This window comes from Streptomyces sp. NPDC002446 (assembly GCF_053595675.1).
This window is the reverse complement of record NZ_JBSFYC010000024.1, coordinates 86408-101745: the sequence shown is the minus strand read 5'-3', so window position 1 is coordinate 101745 and position 15338 is coordinate 86408. Positions and strand designations below refer to the sequence as shown.

Sequence of the window (15338 nt, the reverse complement as noted above, 5' to 3'; positions counted from 1 at the left end):
GTCCAGCAGGAGGACGTCCTTGACCTCGCCCTTGAGGACACCGGCCTGGAGGGTGGCGCCGATGGCGACGACCTCGTCCGGGTTGACGCCCTTGTGTGGATCCTTGCCCGTCAGCTCCTTGACCAGCTCGGTCACCGCCGGCATCCGGGTCGAGCCGCCGACCAGGATCACATGATTGACATCGGAGAGCTTGATCCCCGCGTCCTTGACCGCGTTGTGGAACGGCGTCTTGCAGCGCTCCAGAAGGTCCGCGGTCAGCTGCTCGAACTGGGAGCGGGTGAGCTTCTCGTCCAGGTGCAGCGGGCCGTCGGCGGACGCGCTCAGGTACGGCAGGTTGATCGTGGTCTCGGTGGCGGCCGACAGCTCGATCTTCGCCTTCTCGGCCGCCTCCCGCAGCCGCTGGGTGGCCATCTTGTCCTGGGACAGGTCGATGCCGTACCCGTTCTTGAACTGCTTGGTCAGATGCTCGACGATCCGCTGGTCCCAGTCGTCGCCGCCCAGATGCGTGTCGCCGTTGGTGGCCTTCACCTCGACGACGCCTTCGCCGATCTCCAGCAGCGAGACGTCGAAGGTGCCGCCGCCGAGGTCGAAGACCAGGATCGTCTGGTCGTTCTCCTTGTCCAGTCCGTAGGCCAGGGCCGCGGCGGTCGGCTCATTGACGATCCGCAGCACCTTCAGCCCCGCGATCTCCCCCGCCTCCTTGGTGGCGGTGCGCTGCGCGTCGTTGAAGTACGCCGGAACCGTGACGACGGCGTCCGTCACGTCCTCGCCCAAGTACTGCTCGGCGTCGCGCTTGAGTTTCTGGAGCACCCGCGCGGAGATCTCCTGCGCGGTGTACCGCTTGCCGTCGATGTCACCGCCCCCCTCCGGGAAGCGCCACTGGGCGTCGCCCATGTGGCGCTTGACCGACCGGGCGGTGCGCTCGACGTTGGTCACGGCCTGCCGCTTGGCGATCTCGCCCACGAGCACCTCGCCGCCCTTGGCGAACCCGACCACCGACGGAGTGGTGCGGGTCCCCTCGGCATTGGTGATGACCGTGGGCTCACCGCCCTCCAGCACACTGACCACCGAGTTCGTCGTACCGAGGTCAATACCCACTGCGCGTGTCATGGTTCTCTCCTCACCCTGGCCACAGGCCCTCTCACCTGCTGGTATGGAGAGAGCACCGGCTCCACCCTCTGGATAGAGCGCGCCGCGACACCTGTCAAGATGCCCAGATTCACGGCATATGTACCCTCGGTCTGTACCCTCGGTCGCCGTGGGACTGTGACGCGCGCGTGACAGGCTGTGACGCGCGCGTCGGGACAGTCCGTGACTGCCGTGACTGCTACGCCGTCGCCGGAGCCGACGTCCAGGTGCCCAGCGCCATCTCGGCGGTGATGCCGGGACCGAAGCCGGCCAGCAGGCCGCGGTGGCCGTCCAGGGAGGACGCCTCGTCGAACATCCGGGCCAGGGCGTCGAGGATCACCGCGCTGGCGATGTTGCCGTACTCGGTCAGCGTCGCCCGGCTGAACCGGAACGCCTCCGGCGGTACCTCCAGGAAGCGGCTCAGGTCGTCCAGGATGCGCGGACCACCCGCGTGGACCAGGTAGAAGTCCAGGTCGCCGGCGTCCCACTGCTGCTGCTGTGCCACCGCGCGCAGGGCCGGGGCGAGCGGCTCCATCGTTCCCGGCACCCGCTTGTCCAGCAGGAAGTGGAATCCGGTGGACCGCACCGCGTAGGAGATCCAGTCCTCGGTGTGCGGGATGAGGTACGAGCCGTTGCGCTCCAGATGGATGCCGGTGCCGCCCTTGCCGCGGACCACGGCGGCGGCGACCGCGTCGCCGAAGAGGCCGTTCGACAGCAGCGACCCCACGCCCAGATCGGTGGGCTGGTAGCACAGCGAGCAGAACTCACACGCCACGATCAGCGTGTTGGCGTCCGGGTACGCCGTGCAGAAGTCGTGCGCCCGGTTGATCGCGGCGCCACCGGCGGCGCAGCCGAGCTGGGCGATCGGCATCTGCCGGGTCTCCGAGCGGAAGCCCAGAGTGTTGATGAGCCAGGCGGTCAGCGCCGGCATCATGAAGCCGGTGCAGGAGACGTAGACGATCAGGTCGATCTCCCGTGCCTCCAGCTCGGCCTGGTCCAGTGCCTGACGCACCACGGCGGGCACGCGGGCCTTGGACTCCTCTTCGTAGACGGCGCTGCGGGCATCGAGCCCCGGGTGCTTGAGGACCTTGTCGATCGGCTGGATCAGATGGCGGGTCAGCACGCCGGTGTGCTCGATCAGCCGGAGAACCAGTTTCAGCTGCGAATGATCCTTGTGCAGCCGCCGTGCCAGTTCCAGGGTGTCTTCCTGGGTGATGACGTATTCCGGGACGGCTATCGCTGGTTTGCACAGAACTGCCATGGGATCCACTCCTTGCAGACTGTGGTCCGCCCAATGCACATCCCTGTGCTGAATTCGATGTGGCGGGCCTTCTTCGGAGAAGGGAATCTCTCGAAGAAAATGAACTCTCCCCGAAGGATGAACTCTTCCCGAGCAGATGGGCCAACTACCCGAACAACGGTAATCCAGGCGGGTGAGTTCCGCACGCCCGCCTGTGGCGCACCGTCACCAGGAGACCGGAAGCTCAAGCGGGTAACGCCAGATCGAGGTCTTGTTCCACGGTACTTCCTCGGCCGGCTTCGCCAGTTTCAGCTCCGGGAAACGCTCCAGGAGGGCGCTGAGCGCGACTTGGAGCTCGGTGAGGGCCAGCGGGGCACCCAGGCAGTGGTGCCCGCCCCAGCCGAACGTCATGTGCGACGGCCCCTGGCGTTCCAGATCCAGCTCGTCGGCCCGCTCGAATTTCTCGGCGTCCCGATTTGCCGTCAGATAGGAGACGTGCACGATGTCCCCGGCCCGGATCGTCACCCCGCTCAATTCCACGTCCTCCAGGGCGACCCGGGGAATACCGACGCCCTTGCGGAACGGAATGAACCGCAGCATCTCCTCGATCGCCTGCGGGAGCAGCTCGGGGCGGGCCCGCACCGCGTCCAGTTCGGCCGGTCGGGTGAGCAGCGTGTAGGCGAGGTTGCCGATCTCGTACGTGGTGGTGTCCTGGCCGGTGATGAGCAGCACCATGGCCATGACGGTCAGTTCCCGCTCGTCGAGCAGCTCGTCGCCGTCACGGGCCGTGGCCAGCGCGCTGATCAGGTCGTCCCCCGGGTTCCGGCGCCGCTCGGCGGTGAGCGTGGCGAAGTACGCCCGCATGTCGGCCTTGGCCCGTACGGCGTTGTCCTTGTTGTCGAGACTGGTGTCCATCATCGTCCGGGCGTGCCCGCGCAGCCGGTCGCGATCGCCCTCGGGGATGTCGAGGACCTCGCAGATCGTCGTCAGGGGCAGCGGGGACGCCAGACTCTCCATCAGGTCGGCCGGCGGGCCGTGCCGCTCCATGCGGTCCAGCAGCTCGTCCACGACGTGCTGGGTGCGGGTCCGCATGCGCTCCACCTGGCGCGGGGCGAACGCCTTGGAGACCAGGCTCCGCAGGCGGCTGCTGGCGGGCGGGTCCATCACGTTGATCGCCTCGTCCTGGACGATCGGCTCCGGCGTCATGCGGGGGAAGTCCCGCCCGACGATGGCGTGGCGGCTGAAGCGCCGGTCGGTGGTGACCGTGCGCACGTCCTCGTACCGCGTGACGAGCCAGGCCTCACCCTCTCCGTACGGCAGCTTGATGCGCGCGACGGGTTCCTCCGTCAGCAGACGCTTGAGCGTCGGATCGAATTCCAGGGCCTCGGCGTAGTCGAACGGGCAGTTCCAGACGTTGGATCCGGATTCCATGATGGCTCCCGAAGTCAGAGGTGCGGACACGAAGTCAGAGGTGCGGACACGAAGTCAGAGGTGCGGACATCATTTCCGACCTCTCATTATCGCGAAACGGGAGGAAGCGGGGCTGCCGGGCGTTCGCGCATTGCGCCGAATGGGTGGTGGGGCGCAATTCCGGCCGCCCGCGATTCCCGCCCGGTACCGGAAGTCGTGGTACTCGCCGTGGTACTCGCCGCACTCCTCGCCTGCCGAAATCTTTACCAATTCGCCGGCCGAGTTGCTCACCGCGCTGATTTCTGCACTGTTTGCCACCCGGTGACCGGGCGGGGTGTCATACGGCGCGGGACCCCGCCGGGAAGCCCCTAAGCCTCTAAGCCTCTTCGAAACGCCCTTCCCGCAGAAGGCGGAGGGCGGCCGCACCACCTGACCGGGACAGGACACATGACCACCACCCCCACCGCCGAGTTCGCCGTCATCGGCGGCAGCGGCTTCTACGAGCTCCTCGCGGACGCCGAACGCATCACCGTCGACACCCCCTACGGCGCGCCGTCGGAAGGGATCACCCTCGGCGAGGCCGGCGGCCGGCGGGTCGCCTTCCTGCCCCGCCACGGACGCGGTCACGCCCTGCCCCCGCACCGGATCAACTACCGCGCGAACCTGTGGGCGCTGCGCTCCCTGGGCGTCCGCCAGATCCTCGCCCCGTGCGCCGTCGGCTCGCTCCGCCCCGAGCTGGGGCCCGGCTCCGTCGTCGTCCCCGACCAGCTGGTGGACCGTACGAGCGGCCGCGCACAGACCTTCTACGAGGAGGGCACCGTGCATGTCTCGTTCGCCGACCCCTACTGCGCGCACGGCCGCGAGGCGGTACTGGAGGCGGCCGCCGCGACCGGCGCCGAGGCGACCGACGGCGGCACCATGGTCGTGATCCAGGGGCCGCGGTTCTCCACCCGGGCCGAGTCGCAGTGGTACGCCGCCGCGGGCTGGTCGCTGGTCAACATGACCGGCCACCCCGAGGCCGTACTCGCCCGTGAACTCGCCCTCTGCTACACCGCGGTGGCGCTGGTCACCGACCTGGACGCGGGCATCGACGCCCACCACAGCGTCTCCCAGGAGGAGGTCTTCAGGGTCTTCGCCCAGAACACCGAGCGCCTGCGCGGCCTCGTACTCCACACCCTCGACCGCCTCCCCGAGGAGCGCAGCTGCCTGTGCCCGGGCACACTCAGCGATATGAGGCTGCCGTTTCGGCTGCCGTGACGGGGCGGACTGGTCTGGCGGTCCGGGCTGGTCTGGCGGCCCCGGCTGCTCTGACGGGCCCGACTTCCGTGACGGCGTCGACTGCTCTGACGGGCCCGACGGCTCTGAGGCGCACGCCGGGTGACATGCCGCAGACGGCGTAATGGGCGGGCGGGGCCGTTGCGGCGCGCAAGGCTGTGGCGTCGGGGCGAACAAGGCTGTGGCGTCGGGGCGAACAAGGCTGTGGACCTTGATCACGGTCGTATCAGGAGCCCGTGGGTGAACAGATCGGGTGAGTCGGTCTTCGAACGGTGCCGGCGCGACCGTCGGCCGGGCCGCGGCCGACCGGCAGAGAGGCGCGCCGCGAGGGTGACGCGGAGCGGCTTCGAGGTGCCCCGTCCCCCGGCCTGGATGCGCTGGCTGCCGGCCGCCTACGTCGTGTTCGTGATGCTGCTGGAATGGGTGACCCCCACGAAGTGGGCGGTGAGCTTCCTGCTCATCGCGCTGCCGGTGGTCGCCGCCTACAGCCTCGGTCCCGTCAGCGTCGCCGCCGTCACGGTCTTCGCCGTCGTGCTGCTGGGCGTGATCGCCGGCACCCCGTGCTGTACCGGCCACAACCTCCACCAGCTGTGGGAGAACTACCACGTCGCCGCATACATCGCCACCGGCCTGGTCGGTGTCCTCGGCGTGGCGCTGGCCGCCCACCGCCGGCGCCAGGAGCGGTACCTGGTCCGCGTCAACTCGGTGGCCGAAGCCCTGATGCGCACCCTGCTGCGGCCGGTGCCGCACCGGGTGGGACACGTCCTCGCGGCCGGCCTCTATCGGTCCGGAGAGGTCGGCACCATGGTCGGCGGCGATCTCTACGACATCCGCGCCACCGAGTCCGGGGAGCGCGCCATCATCGGCGACGTACGCGGCAAGGGACTGAAGGCGGTACGCACCGTCGCCGACATCCTCGGCAGCTTCCGCGAGGCCGCCTACGACCAGCGGGACCTGCTGTCCGTCGCGGCCCGTATGGAACGGCGGCTGGCCCGCGAGGCCGAAGAGATCCGCGACGACGAACTGTTCGTCACCGCCGCCCTGATCGAGTACGACGCTCTCGCCGGCCGGGTCACGATCGTCAACCACGGGCACATCGAACCGGTCCTGATCTCCGGCGGCGAGGTGACGGCCCTCGTCGGACCGCCCGCCCTCCCGCTCGGCCTGGCCACCCTCGCCGACGATCCCCCCGTCTCCTACACCCACCCCTTCGCCCCCGGCGACGTCCTCCTCCTGTGCACCGACGGCCTGATCGAGGCCCGCGACCACACCGGCGCCTTCTACCCCCTCCTCGACCGCCTCCGCCACCGCTTCGCCGACCGGCCCACGCCCGGCCCGGACGACGTGATCGACTTCCTCAACACGGATCTGCCGCGCCACACCCGCGTGTTCCACGACGACGTGGCGATCCTCGCGATCGCACCGCACGCCGTCGACGGCCGCCCAGCGGCGGTCGCTTGGGACTCCCGGGATACTTGGGAGTCTTGGGACTCGCGGGACTCTTGACTGGCTTTTGGGGGTTGGTGCGCGACGGGCGTCATGTGATCCCCGTTGGCAGCCGGGTGTCAGCCGTCAGACCTGTTGTCAGCCGCCAGGTCTGTTGTCGGTACTCAGTGCTCGGGACTCGGTACTTAGCGCTCAGCCGCCAACCCCCATCGACCCCCGTCGACGCGCCGACCCCATCGACCTCCGCCGACGCGCTCCGATCCCGTCGCTCCCTGCTGGCTCGCGGCCGATCGCATCGATCCCGTCAATCTGGCCGGTCCCGTTGATCCGGCCGATCCCACTGATCCGGCCGATCCCATTGATCCGGTTGATCCGGATCACCTCAGTCTCTGGTGAACCACGGGAATACCGCCCGGTCCCAGCGCCGTTGTGGCCACGCAGGGGGCGCTCGCATCCCCTACGGGATGTGTTCGCCTCCCCCCTAAGGCCTGACAAAGCTGGGAGCGACGTTCATGCGTGCCATGCAGTTCGAGCGGTTCGGTGGTCCGGAAGTCCTGACGGAGGCCGATGTGCCGGACCCGGTGGCGGGGGCGGGCGAGACGCTCGTCGAAGTGGTGGCCGCGGGCGTCAACTTCGGTGACATCAAGCAGATCGCGGGCGAGCACACCGACGGTCCGTACGCGCCGAAGGGGCCGCTGCCGCTGATCCCCGGCCTGGAGGTGGTCGGCCGGACCGCGGACGGTCGGCGGGTCCTCGGGTACGTGCGTCAGGGGGGTTACGCCGAGAAGGCGGTCGTCGCCGACCGCGACCTGGTCGCGCTACCGGACGGTGTGAGCGCGGGCGAGGCGCTGGCCGTACTCGTGCAGGGGCTGACGGCGTGGCATCTGCTGCGGTCGGTCGCCCGTATGAGCCCTGGCGAGAGCGTGGTGGTCCATGCCGCCGCGGGGGGAACGGGCAGTCTCGCCGTCCAGTTGGCCCGGGAGTTCGGGGCGGGCCGCGTCATCGCCACGGCGTCGTCCGACGAGAAGCGTGCCTTCGCCCTCGAACTCGGCGCGGACGCGGCGATCGACGGCCGCGCGGAGGACTACAAGCAGCGTGTCCTCGACGCCAACCACGGACGCCCGGTCGACGTCATCCTGGACGCCATCGGCGGCCCGGTCCTCGACTCCGCCTTGGACGCGCTCGGATATCTGGGGCGACTGGTCACCTACGGCGCGTCGTCCCGGCAGGCCGCCTCGGCCATCGCGCCGAGCCGCCTCGCGGTGGAGAGCCTCACCGTCGCCGGCTTCTGGCTCATCCCGCTCATCGCCCGGCACGGGGCCGGTGGCGCCGTGCTTGAGGAGTTGCTCGGGCTCATCGCGCGGCGTCGTCTGCGGCCGCTGGTCGGCGCGGAGTACGACCTTGCGCGCGCCCGCGACGCCCACGAGGACCTGCTCGCCCGCCGCACGAAGGGGAAGTTGCTCCTCCGCCCTCGGGGCTGAACGTCGGCCGTGCGGGGTGAGCAGTGACGCTTCGCTCAGCCGCACCGGCATCGTCCGCATGGACCCGCGCGGACGAGCTGGTGGCGGCTTGAGCATCAGTCTCTAACGTGCGTCCGAGGGTGCGGGTCGGCTTCGGCGCCGTGCTGCTGGTGCGGTTACGCCGGGCGGCGTCTGGTGTGCGTCCCGTGCCGCGTCGACGAAGCTCTCCAGCGCTGCCCAGAAGGGGCTGTAGGCCGCGTCGAATGCGCCGCGTCCCTCGGCGTCACCGGCCAGTTCGGCTTTGACGGCGGCGTAGAACGGGCCGGTCGCCTTCTGGAGGGCGAGCGCCGCGGCCGATGCCGTGGGCGGGCCCTCCAGTTCGACGACGCGTGCGCAGCGGCGGATCTTCGCGTACTCGGCGACCTCCCGGTCATGCAGGTCTTCGAGCATGACGGTGCGTTCCTCGGAGTCGGGCAGCCGCAGCGCAGCGGAGATCTCCCAGTACAACTCTCCCATCTGGTGGGTCTGTTCGATCAGATCCAGATAGGCGGTGCGCCGGCTCTCCCGCAGCCGCTCGGTGCTCTGCGAGCGTGCGGCGATCTCGGCCTGGATCCTGGCGGCCTGGGTGTTGCCGCGGCTGGTGACCCAGCTGGCGAGCACGGCCGTGCCACCGGTCACCGCCGCGATCGCCAGAGTCCACCATGTGCTGTCACTCACGCGGCGCCACAATACCGATCCGCCTAGGACGGGAACTCGCCCGGTGGCACCTCACTGGTGGTCGCATTGCCGCCGATCACCTTGTTCAGAGTGAAGGTCAGCACCGTGTACTGCGTCCCCCCGGCCACCCGCACCGTCCGGAAGTTCGCCTTGTCGTCGAACTTCTCGAAGTTGCACTCGCGGGTGAAGGAGCGCTTGGCGCCGTTCCAGTCCACACCGGTCGTGAAGTACACGGTGTACGAACCGCTGTTGACGCTGCGTATGGTGGTGCTTGAGCCCTTGCGTATGTATACGGAGAACGCCGTTCGCTTGCTTTGGGCCAGGGTCACCACCGCATCCGTGCGGGTGCCGTTGTTGATCGTCAACCGCCCCAGCCCGCCCCGGCTGCCGTCGCGGATGAAGGCGCCGTTGGCGAGCCGCCGGTGCTTGGCCTTCTCCGTACGGGGCAGCTTCAGCGTGGCGTCATAGCCGAGCGCGCTGAGCGCACGTCCGGCTTCCTTGACGCTCTGCGGGCTCTGGGCCGAGCCGAGTTCGACACGCGGTGAGGCGGCGCAGCGGCCGCCCTCGCCACGGGCGCTCTTGAGGTCCTGCCCCAAAGCACGCAGGGAAGTGGCGAGTTGGCTGTTTCCGGCGCTGGCGTTGTCCGGTGTGCGGACCGTCTGCAGTGCGTCCGCGGCAGCGTCGGCCCTGGCGGCGGCGGTGTCGAGGGCCTTGTCCAGCGATCCGCCTTCGTGTGCCCTGTCCACTGCGCGCAGCGCGCTGTCTAGCGGGCGAAGGGCCTTGGCCAGCGACTGGCGATAGGCGCCGGGGTCGACGGAGGGAGTCGGTGGTGTCGCGGGGCTGGTCGACGAGGCGGAGCCGCCCGCCCTGTCCGCGCTCGCGCCGTCCGACGAACAGGCTGTCAGGGAGAGGGAGAGGGAGAGGGAGAGGGAGAGGGAGAGGGAGAGGGGGACGGAGAGGGCGAGGATCGCTGCGCGGAGAGCGGTAGTCCGGCGGGTCTGTCGACTCTGTCCTCCTCGTCGCCTCGGTGCTTGCTGTGGCGCCCGTGTCCGCCGTTGTTCCCGTTCCGGCCGTTCCCCTCGTCCCGGCTGCGATCCCCGTTCCGGCCGCGGTCCTCGTCCCGGCCGCGGTCCTCGTCCCGGCCGCGGTCCTCGTCCCGGCCGCGGTCCTCGTCCCGGCCGTTCCCCCCGTTGCTGCCGTGCTTCGCTTGCGGTGTGTGTTGCGTTGTCCGTCGATGTCGCGCTCGTGCGCACAGACGTATACCTGAGCATGAGCCCCCGATTCCCCCGTCACCTCCGGTACCCCCGGTACCTTCGGATTCCCCCAACTTCCGGCAATGGCCGGAAGAACCAGACTTCTCCGCCCACATGTGGCTGTCAAGGCCGTCCATCGAGGCTGTGGACAACGTGCGGCCGCCTGGAATTGCCGACCGTGTCGGTGCTGGTCGGCAGCCGGTGTGCGGAGGGCGCTCAGGCAGCGGGGGAGAGGCCCTTGAGGGCCTGGTCCACCGCCTCGGTCAGATAGCCGTGGTCGGCGGCCTTCTCCATCACCCGCAGCCCCTGCGTGAACGTCACCAGGAACCGGGCCGCGCTGCGCACGTCCGTGCCGGGCGCGAGCTCCCCGTTGGTGCGGGCGCGCAGCAGCAGGAAGGAGAAGGCCTCCTCCAGCGCCCCGAGTGCGGCGCGCAGCCGGTCGGCGGCCTCCGGGTCACCGGGCAGGCGTTCCATCACGCCGTGGGTCACCATGCACCCGGTACGCTCCGGGTCCGCGAGCGCGGCCTCCACATAGGAGAGCAGGAACGCGCGAAGGGCGGGCAGCGCCGGACCGCTCCCCGACAGCTCCTCCCGCGCCTTTACGGCCTCGCCCGCGCTGTAGCGTTCCAGGGCCTTGAGGTAGAGGTCGTGCTTGGAGCCGTAGGCCGCGTACATGCTGGAGCGGTTGATCCCGAGCGCCGCCACCAGATCCTGTACGGAGGTGCCCTCGTACCCCTGGCGGCGGAAGGTCTCCGTCGCCACCGCGAGCGCGGCGTGCGGGTCGAACTCCTTGGGTCTGGCCATGGGGCGTGATGCTATCGCGTGCACCCGCGTGTGCTTCCTGGCCGCTAGCTCTCACTCAGAGCTAAAATCAGGGTATGGCTGCAGGGGAGTTCCCCGATTCGCTCGCCGATGTCCTGGCCGGTGTCCAGCGGCTGATCCGGCGCCGGCTGTGGAGCGGGCTGACCGTCCCCCGACTGCGCGGCGCGCAGGTGGAACTCCTGCGGCTGGTCTCCGCCCGCCCCGGCATACGGGTGTCCGCCGCCGCGAAGGAACTCTGTCTCGCGGGCAACTCGGTCTCCACCCTCGTCCATCAGCTCAGCCGGGCCGGCTATCTGCGCCGCGAGACCGCCCCCGACGACCGGCGCTCGGCCCTGCTGTTCCCCACGGCCGCGGCCCGGTCGCGGCTGCGTGACTGGGAGACGCGGCGCAGCGCGCTGGTACGCGAGCAGGTCGCGCGCCTGCCCGAGGCCGACCAGGCGGCGCTGGCCGCCGCCCTGCCGGCGCTGCGCAGGCTCGCTCACAACCTGCACGAGGAGGCGGAGGGCGGATGACCACCGGCGACGCGCGCAGACCGGGACCGGCCGCCGAAGGGGGACCGGCCGCCGAAGCGGGACCGGCCGCCGAAGCGGCGCCGCCCACGCCCGCTCCCGATGCCGTGACCTGCCGCGCTCTCCACTACGCCTTCGGCGAGACCAAGGCCGTGGACGGCGTGGACCTCTCCGTACGCGCCGGTGAGGTCTTCGGCCTGCTCGGCCCGAACGGTGCGGGCAAGACCACCACGATCCGCTGTATCACCACGCTCCTGCCCGTCCCGGCGGGCATGGTGCGGGTATTCGGGCATGACGCGGCGAAGGAGCGGATGGCGGTCCGCCGGCTGCTGGGCTACGTACCGCAGCAGCTCTCCGCCGACGCCGGACTGACCGGCCGCGAGAACGTCGCCCTGTTCGCCCGCGTCTTCGATGTCCCGCGCCGTGAGCGCGCCGCTCGTGTCACTCAGGCGCTGGCCGCCGTCGGTCTCACCGACGCCGCCGGCCGGCTCGCCAAGACGTACTCCGGCGGCATGATCCGCCGTCTCGAACTCGCGCAGGCGCTGGTCAGCGCGCCGCGCCTGCTGATGCTCGACGAGCCGACGATCGGCCTCGACCCGATCGCCCGCACCAGCGTCTGGGAACACATCAACGCGGTACGGGCCGCCACCGGTATGACCGTGCTGGTGACCACGCACTACATGGACGAGGCCGACCAGTACTGCGACCGCGTCGCCCTGATACACCACGGCCGTATCCGCGCCCTTGGCACACCGGACGCCCTCAAAGCCGCCCTGCGCGCCCGGCGCCGCGCAGACCGCACTGCGGCGCCACCTGCCACGGCACCGGCACCGAGCCCGTCCACGGCACCGAGCCCGTCCACGGCTCCGAGCACCTCCACCGCCCCCGGGCCATCCACCGCCCCGAGCCCCTCAGCCACATCGCGCTCATCCGACGCCGTGCCGACTCTGGAGGACGTCTTCCGGGACGTCGCCGGCAGCGGCCTCGACGAGCAGGCAGGAGACTTTCGCGATGTCCGAAGCACCCGCCGCACGGCCAACCGGGTCGGCTGACACCACCACCGGCGCCGGGGGACTGGATCTGCTGCTGGCCCCACCGCGCCCCCGCACCGGGTGGCGGGTGCTGCCCGCCAGAGTCGCCGCGATGTGCGTGGTCGAGGTGCAGAAGCTGCGCCACGACCGGACCGAGCTGTACACCCGCGCCGTCCAGCCTGCCCTGTGGCTGCTGGTCTTCGGCGAGACCTTCACCCGCATCAACGCCATCCCGACCGGTGGCACCCCGTACATCGACTATCTGGCGCCCGGCATCATCGCGCAGTCGGCCATGTTCATCGCGATCTTCTACGGCATCATGATCATCTGGGAGCGGGACGCCGGCATCCTCACCAAGCTGCTGGTCACGCCCACCCCACGGTCCGCGCTGATCGCCGGCAAGGCCTTCGCCGCCGGGGTGAAGGCGCTGATCCAGGCCGTGGTGGTGATCGTCATCGCGGCGCTGCTGGGCGTGGCCATGACCGGGAATCCGCTGCGGCTGATCGGTGTGGCCCTCGCTGTGATCCTCGGTTCGGCCTTCTTCTCCTGCCTCTCCATGACGATCGCCGGGATCGTGCTCACCCGCGACCGTCTGATGGGTATCGGCCAGGCCATCACCATGCCCCTCTTCTTCGCCTCCAACGCCCTGTATCCGGTGGCGGTCATGCCCGGCTGGCTTCAAGCGGTCAGCATGGTCAACCCCCTGAGCTATCAGATCGATGCCCTACGCGGCCTCCTCCTCGGTACACACGCTCATCTGGCCCTGGACTACGCCGTTCTGACGGCGGCCGCCGCCCTCGGCATCGCTGCCGCCTCCTCCCTTCTGGGTCGTCTGGCACGCTGACACGCCCACCTGCCCGTCATCTCGTCCCAGTACCCCTTCGCGGGCCCCTGCCCGCCCCTGCCCACCCCTGATCACTCATGGTTCCCACGGTACGAGGCACCACTGACAACGCCCGAGGACGCCCAAGGACGCCCAAGGACGCCCGAGGCACAGGCTCCGAGTGGCATGGTCCGCGCGGATCTTGGAGCGATGCGTCCGTCCGCAGGCGACGGGTGAGGGTGCGCAGCTGCCGTACGCGCTTCCGGCGTCGGTGCATCACTCACTCGGACGGATCCCGGCCGGTCGTCACCTGCGGAAACGCTTCGGGGCCGCAGCCTCTGACGGGAGCGCCGACGGCACGGAAGGGGACCCGAGATGTTTCTGCGGCACGCCACAAGAACGCTGCTGGGCCTGGTCCTGGGCCTCGGCCTGAGCCTGGCGGCCGCCGCGCCCCTCCCCACCGCGGCGGTCAGCGCGCAGCAGCCGCCCGGGGCGGTACGCGCATCGGATCCCGCGCACACCGACGTCCTCTTCATCGGGGCCCACCCGGATGACGAGTACCAGTCCCTGGCCGCCTTCGGGCAGTGGAACGAGCGGGACGGCCAGAGCGCCGGCGTTGTGACGATCACCCGCGGTGAGGGCGGCGGCAACGCGGCGGGCCCCGAGGAAGGCGCCGCGCTCGGGCGGATCCGGGAGGCCGAGGAACGGTCGGCCCTCGGGCCCGTCGGCATCCGCAACGTCTTCTACCTCGACAAGCCGGACTTCTGGTACACCCTCTCCGCCCCGCTGACCTCCCGGGTCTGGGACGGCCCGCCCCGGCGGCCCGACACCCTGGAACGGCTCGTCCGGTTGATCCGCGCCACCACCCCCAAGACCGTGGTGACGATGGACCCGCGCCCGTTCGACCAGCACGGTGGCCACCAACTCGCCGCCCGTCTGGCGGCCGAGGCGTACCGGCTGGCCGCGGACCCCGGCGCCTTCCCGCGGCAGATCACCGAGGAGCGGTACCGGCCCTGGCGGCCGGCCCGGCTGCTCGCCCAGAACTGGCGCTTCAAGGGACCGGTCGGTCCCGGCTGCGCCGCCGCCCAGGTGCGCGACCCGGCCACCGGGCTGCCGCAGCAAGGCGTCTGGGAGGGCGAGTGGTCGCAGAAGTACGGCACCACCTGGGCGCAGCAGGAACGCAACGCGGCACGCAAGTACGTCACGCAGGGCTTCGGGACCCTCCCCGCCGAGCTCAGCACCCGTCGTGACCGCCTCGGGTGCGACTGGTTCTCCGTACTTGCCGTGGACGGCAAACCGGTGCCGGCCCCCGTCCGCGAACAGCGGCAGCTGCGCCCGCTGTTCGCCGAATTCCGGGCCTGGACACAGAAGGCGGGGATGCCATGGCTCGCCAACGACGCCCAGCCCGACTACCCCGACCCGCCCGCCACCACGGTCCCCGCCGTCTCGCGCACGCCCGAGGTCGACGGCGCCGGCTCCCCGGGCGAGTACCCGGGCGAGAGGATCGGGCTGGTGCACTGGCAGGACGCCGAGTGCGCATCGGCCGACGACTGCTCGGCCTCCGCCCGCCTCGTCCGGCACGGCGATGACCTGTACGTCCTCGTGGAGGTCCACGATGACGTGAAGGGCAGTGCGCTCGGCGGGGACGACTGCAAGCGGCACTGGCGCACCGACTCGGTCGAGATCGGCCTCGACCCGCGCGGCGACGCCGATGACACCTCCGCCACGTTCAAGGCCGGCATCCTCCCCTTCACCTCCGGCGGCGGGCCGTGCGCGGCCAGGGATGCCGACCACCGTCAAGGGCCCGCCCACGAGACGGCCCCGGGCCTGGAGGTCGCCTCCAGCGTGAGCGAGCCGTACGACGGCTACACCGTCGAGGCGAAGATTCCGCTCCATGCGTTGCCGGCCACCGTCGATCCCGGCGCGATGACGGCGAACATCCTCGTCTACGACTCCGACGCGACGAACGGGGCGGGGCGGTCGCGGCTCGCCTGGTCGCCGTACGGCAGTGCCCAGGCCGATCCGTACGTCTGGGGCACGACACGGCTGCCCGGCTACAGGCCGTCCGGTGAGCGGCCGCCGTACAGGAAGCCGGTGATTCCGCTGGAGGCGGCGCGGAGCGGCGGCTCTCCGGCGTCGGCCGCCCAGAGCCGCCGCACCGGCGTACCCCTCGCCGCGGGCCCCCGCCGCCCCCGCAACCGGCCCTGACCTCGGCCACCGGCGC

Annotated in this window: 13 protein-coding genes; 7 read left to right on the top strand and 6 right to left on the bottom strand. The window is 70.5% G+C overall.

Annotated elements, in window-relative coordinates; genetic code table 11:
• The 3 genes from ACWD6P_RS16415 to ACWD6P_RS16405 all read right to left on the bottom strand — a co-directional run.
• The coding region (locus ACWD6P_RS16415; protein ID WP_451444766.1) for an Hsp70 family protein at positions 1-1110 on the bottom strand (1110 nt) is incomplete at its 3' end.
• Positions 1111-1327: 217 nt separating this feature from the next.
• Positions 1328-2389, bottom strand: a complete 1062-nt coding sequence (locus ACWD6P_RS16410; protein ID WP_451444765.1) for a type III polyketide synthase — start codon at positions 2387-2389, stop codon at positions 1328-1330.
• Positions 2390-2593: 204 nt separating this feature from the next.
• Positions 2594-3799, bottom strand: coding sequence for a cytochrome P450 (locus tag ACWD6P_RS16405; protein ID WP_451444764.1), 1206 nt, complete (start codon positions 3797-3799; stop codon positions 2594-2596).
• 426 nt (positions 3800-4225) lie between these two features.
• Here ACWD6P_RS16405 and ACWD6P_RS16400 point away from each other — a divergent pair, with 426 nt between their 5' ends.
• From ACWD6P_RS16400 to ACWD6P_RS16390, 3 genes are all read left to right on the top strand, one after another.
• Positions 4226-5035 carry an S-methyl-5'-thioadenosine phosphorylase gene (locus ACWD6P_RS16400; protein WP_451444763.1) on the top strand — a complete coding sequence of 270 codons (810 nt, stop codon included), beginning with the start codon at positions 4226-4228 and terminating at the stop codon, positions 5033-5035.
• 348 nt (positions 5036-5383) lie between these two features.
• Positions 5384-6559 (top strand): PP2C family protein-serine/threonine phosphatase, encoded by a 1176-nt coding sequence (locus tag ACWD6P_RS16395; protein WP_451444762.1) that lies wholly within the window; start codon positions 5384-5386, stop codon positions 6557-6559.
• Between the two features lie 452 nt (positions 6560-7011).
• Positions 7012-7980 (top strand): quinone oxidoreductase family protein, encoded by a 969-nt coding sequence (locus tag ACWD6P_RS16390; protein WP_451444761.1) that lies wholly within the window; start codon positions 7012-7014, stop codon positions 7978-7980.
• A 102-nt stretch (positions 7981-8082) separates the two neighbouring features.
• Here the strand turns inward: ACWD6P_RS16390 and ACWD6P_RS16385 are convergent, their stop codons facing one another.
• The 3 genes from ACWD6P_RS16385 to ACWD6P_RS16375 form a co-directional block, all read right to left on the bottom strand.
• Positions 8083-8676, bottom strand: a complete 594-nt coding sequence (locus ACWD6P_RS16385) for a hypothetical protein (RefSeq protein WP_451444760.1) — start codon at positions 8674-8676, stop codon at positions 8083-8085.
• A 23-nt stretch (positions 8677-8699) separates the two neighbouring features.
• Positions 8700-9422 carry a hypothetical protein gene (locus ACWD6P_RS16380; RefSeq protein ID WP_451444759.1) on the bottom strand — a complete coding sequence of 241 codons (723 nt, stop codon included), beginning with the start codon at positions 9420-9422 and terminating at the stop codon, positions 8700-8702.
• 723 nt (positions 9423-10145) lie between these two features.
• Positions 10146-10733 (bottom strand): TetR/AcrR family transcriptional regulator, encoded by a 588-nt coding sequence (locus tag ACWD6P_RS16375; RefSeq protein ID WP_451444758.1) that lies wholly within the window; start codon positions 10731-10733, stop codon positions 10146-10148.
• 74 nt (positions 10734-10807) lie between these two features.
• Between ACWD6P_RS16375 and ACWD6P_RS16370 the strand changes: the two genes are divergently transcribed.
• From ACWD6P_RS16370 to ACWD6P_RS16355, 4 genes are all read left to right on the top strand, one after another.
• Entirely contained in the window at positions 10808-11263 is a 456-nt protein-coding gene (locus ACWD6P_RS16370) for a MarR family winged helix-turn-helix transcriptional regulator (protein ID WP_451444757.1), read from the top strand.
• Complete coding sequence (locus tag ACWD6P_RS16365; protein ID WP_451444756.1) at positions 11260-12312, top strand: ATP-binding cassette domain-containing protein; 1053 nt, start codon at positions 11260-11262, stop codon at positions 12310-12312. Before ACWD6P_RS16370 ends, ACWD6P_RS16365 begins: the two co-directional genes overlap by 4 nt.
• Positions 12272-13135, top strand: coding sequence for an ABC transporter permease (locus ACWD6P_RS16360; protein ID WP_451444755.1), 864 nt, complete (start codon positions 12272-12274; stop codon positions 13133-13135). The genes ACWD6P_RS16365 and ACWD6P_RS16360 overlap by 41 nt, the downstream gene beginning before the upstream one ends.
• A 354-nt stretch (positions 13136-13489) precedes the next feature.
• On the top strand, positions 13490-15322 hold the full coding sequence (locus ACWD6P_RS16355; protein WP_451444754.1) for a sugar-binding protein: 1833 nt from the start codon (positions 13490-13492) through the stop codon (positions 15320-15322).
• Positions 15323-15338: the final 16 nt, after the last annotated feature.

Bases quoted from the DNA above. Each gene is read 5' to 3' on its own strand.
- ACWD6P_RS16410 (WP_451444765.1), bottom strand. From the start codon at position 2,389: ATGGCAGTTCTGTGCAAACCAGCGATAGCCGTCCCGGAATACGTCATC.
- ACWD6P_RS16405 (WP_451444764.1), bottom strand. From the start codon at position 3,799: ATGGAATCCGGATCCAACGTCTGGAACTGCCCGTTCGACTACGCCGAG.
- ACWD6P_RS16400 (WP_451444763.1), top strand. From the start codon at position 4,226: ATGACCACCACCCCCACCGCCGAGTTCGCCGTCATCGGCGGCAGCGGC.
- ACWD6P_RS16390 (WP_451444761.1), top strand. From the start codon at position 7,012: ATGCGTGCCATGCAGTTCGAGCGGTTCGGTGGTCCGGAAGTCCTGACG.
- ACWD6P_RS16375 (WP_451444758.1), bottom strand. From the start codon at position 10,733: ATGGCCAGACCCAAGGAGTTCGACCCGCACGCCGCGCTCGCGGTGGCG.
- ACWD6P_RS16370 (WP_451444757.1), top strand. From the start codon at position 10,808: ATGGCTGCAGGGGAGTTCCCCGATTCGCTCGCCGATGTCCTGGCCGGT.
- ACWD6P_RS16365 (WP_451444756.1), top strand. From the start codon at position 11,260: ATGACCACCGGCGACGCGCGCAGACCGGGACCGGCCGCCGAAGGGGGA.
- ACWD6P_RS16360 (WP_451444755.1), top strand. From the start codon at position 12,272: ATGTCCGAAGCACCCGCCGCACGGCCAACCGGGTCGGCTGACACCACC.
- ACWD6P_RS16355 (WP_451444754.1), top strand. From the start codon at position 13,490: ATGTTTCTGCGGCACGCCACAAGAACGCTGCTGGGCCTGGTCCTGGGC.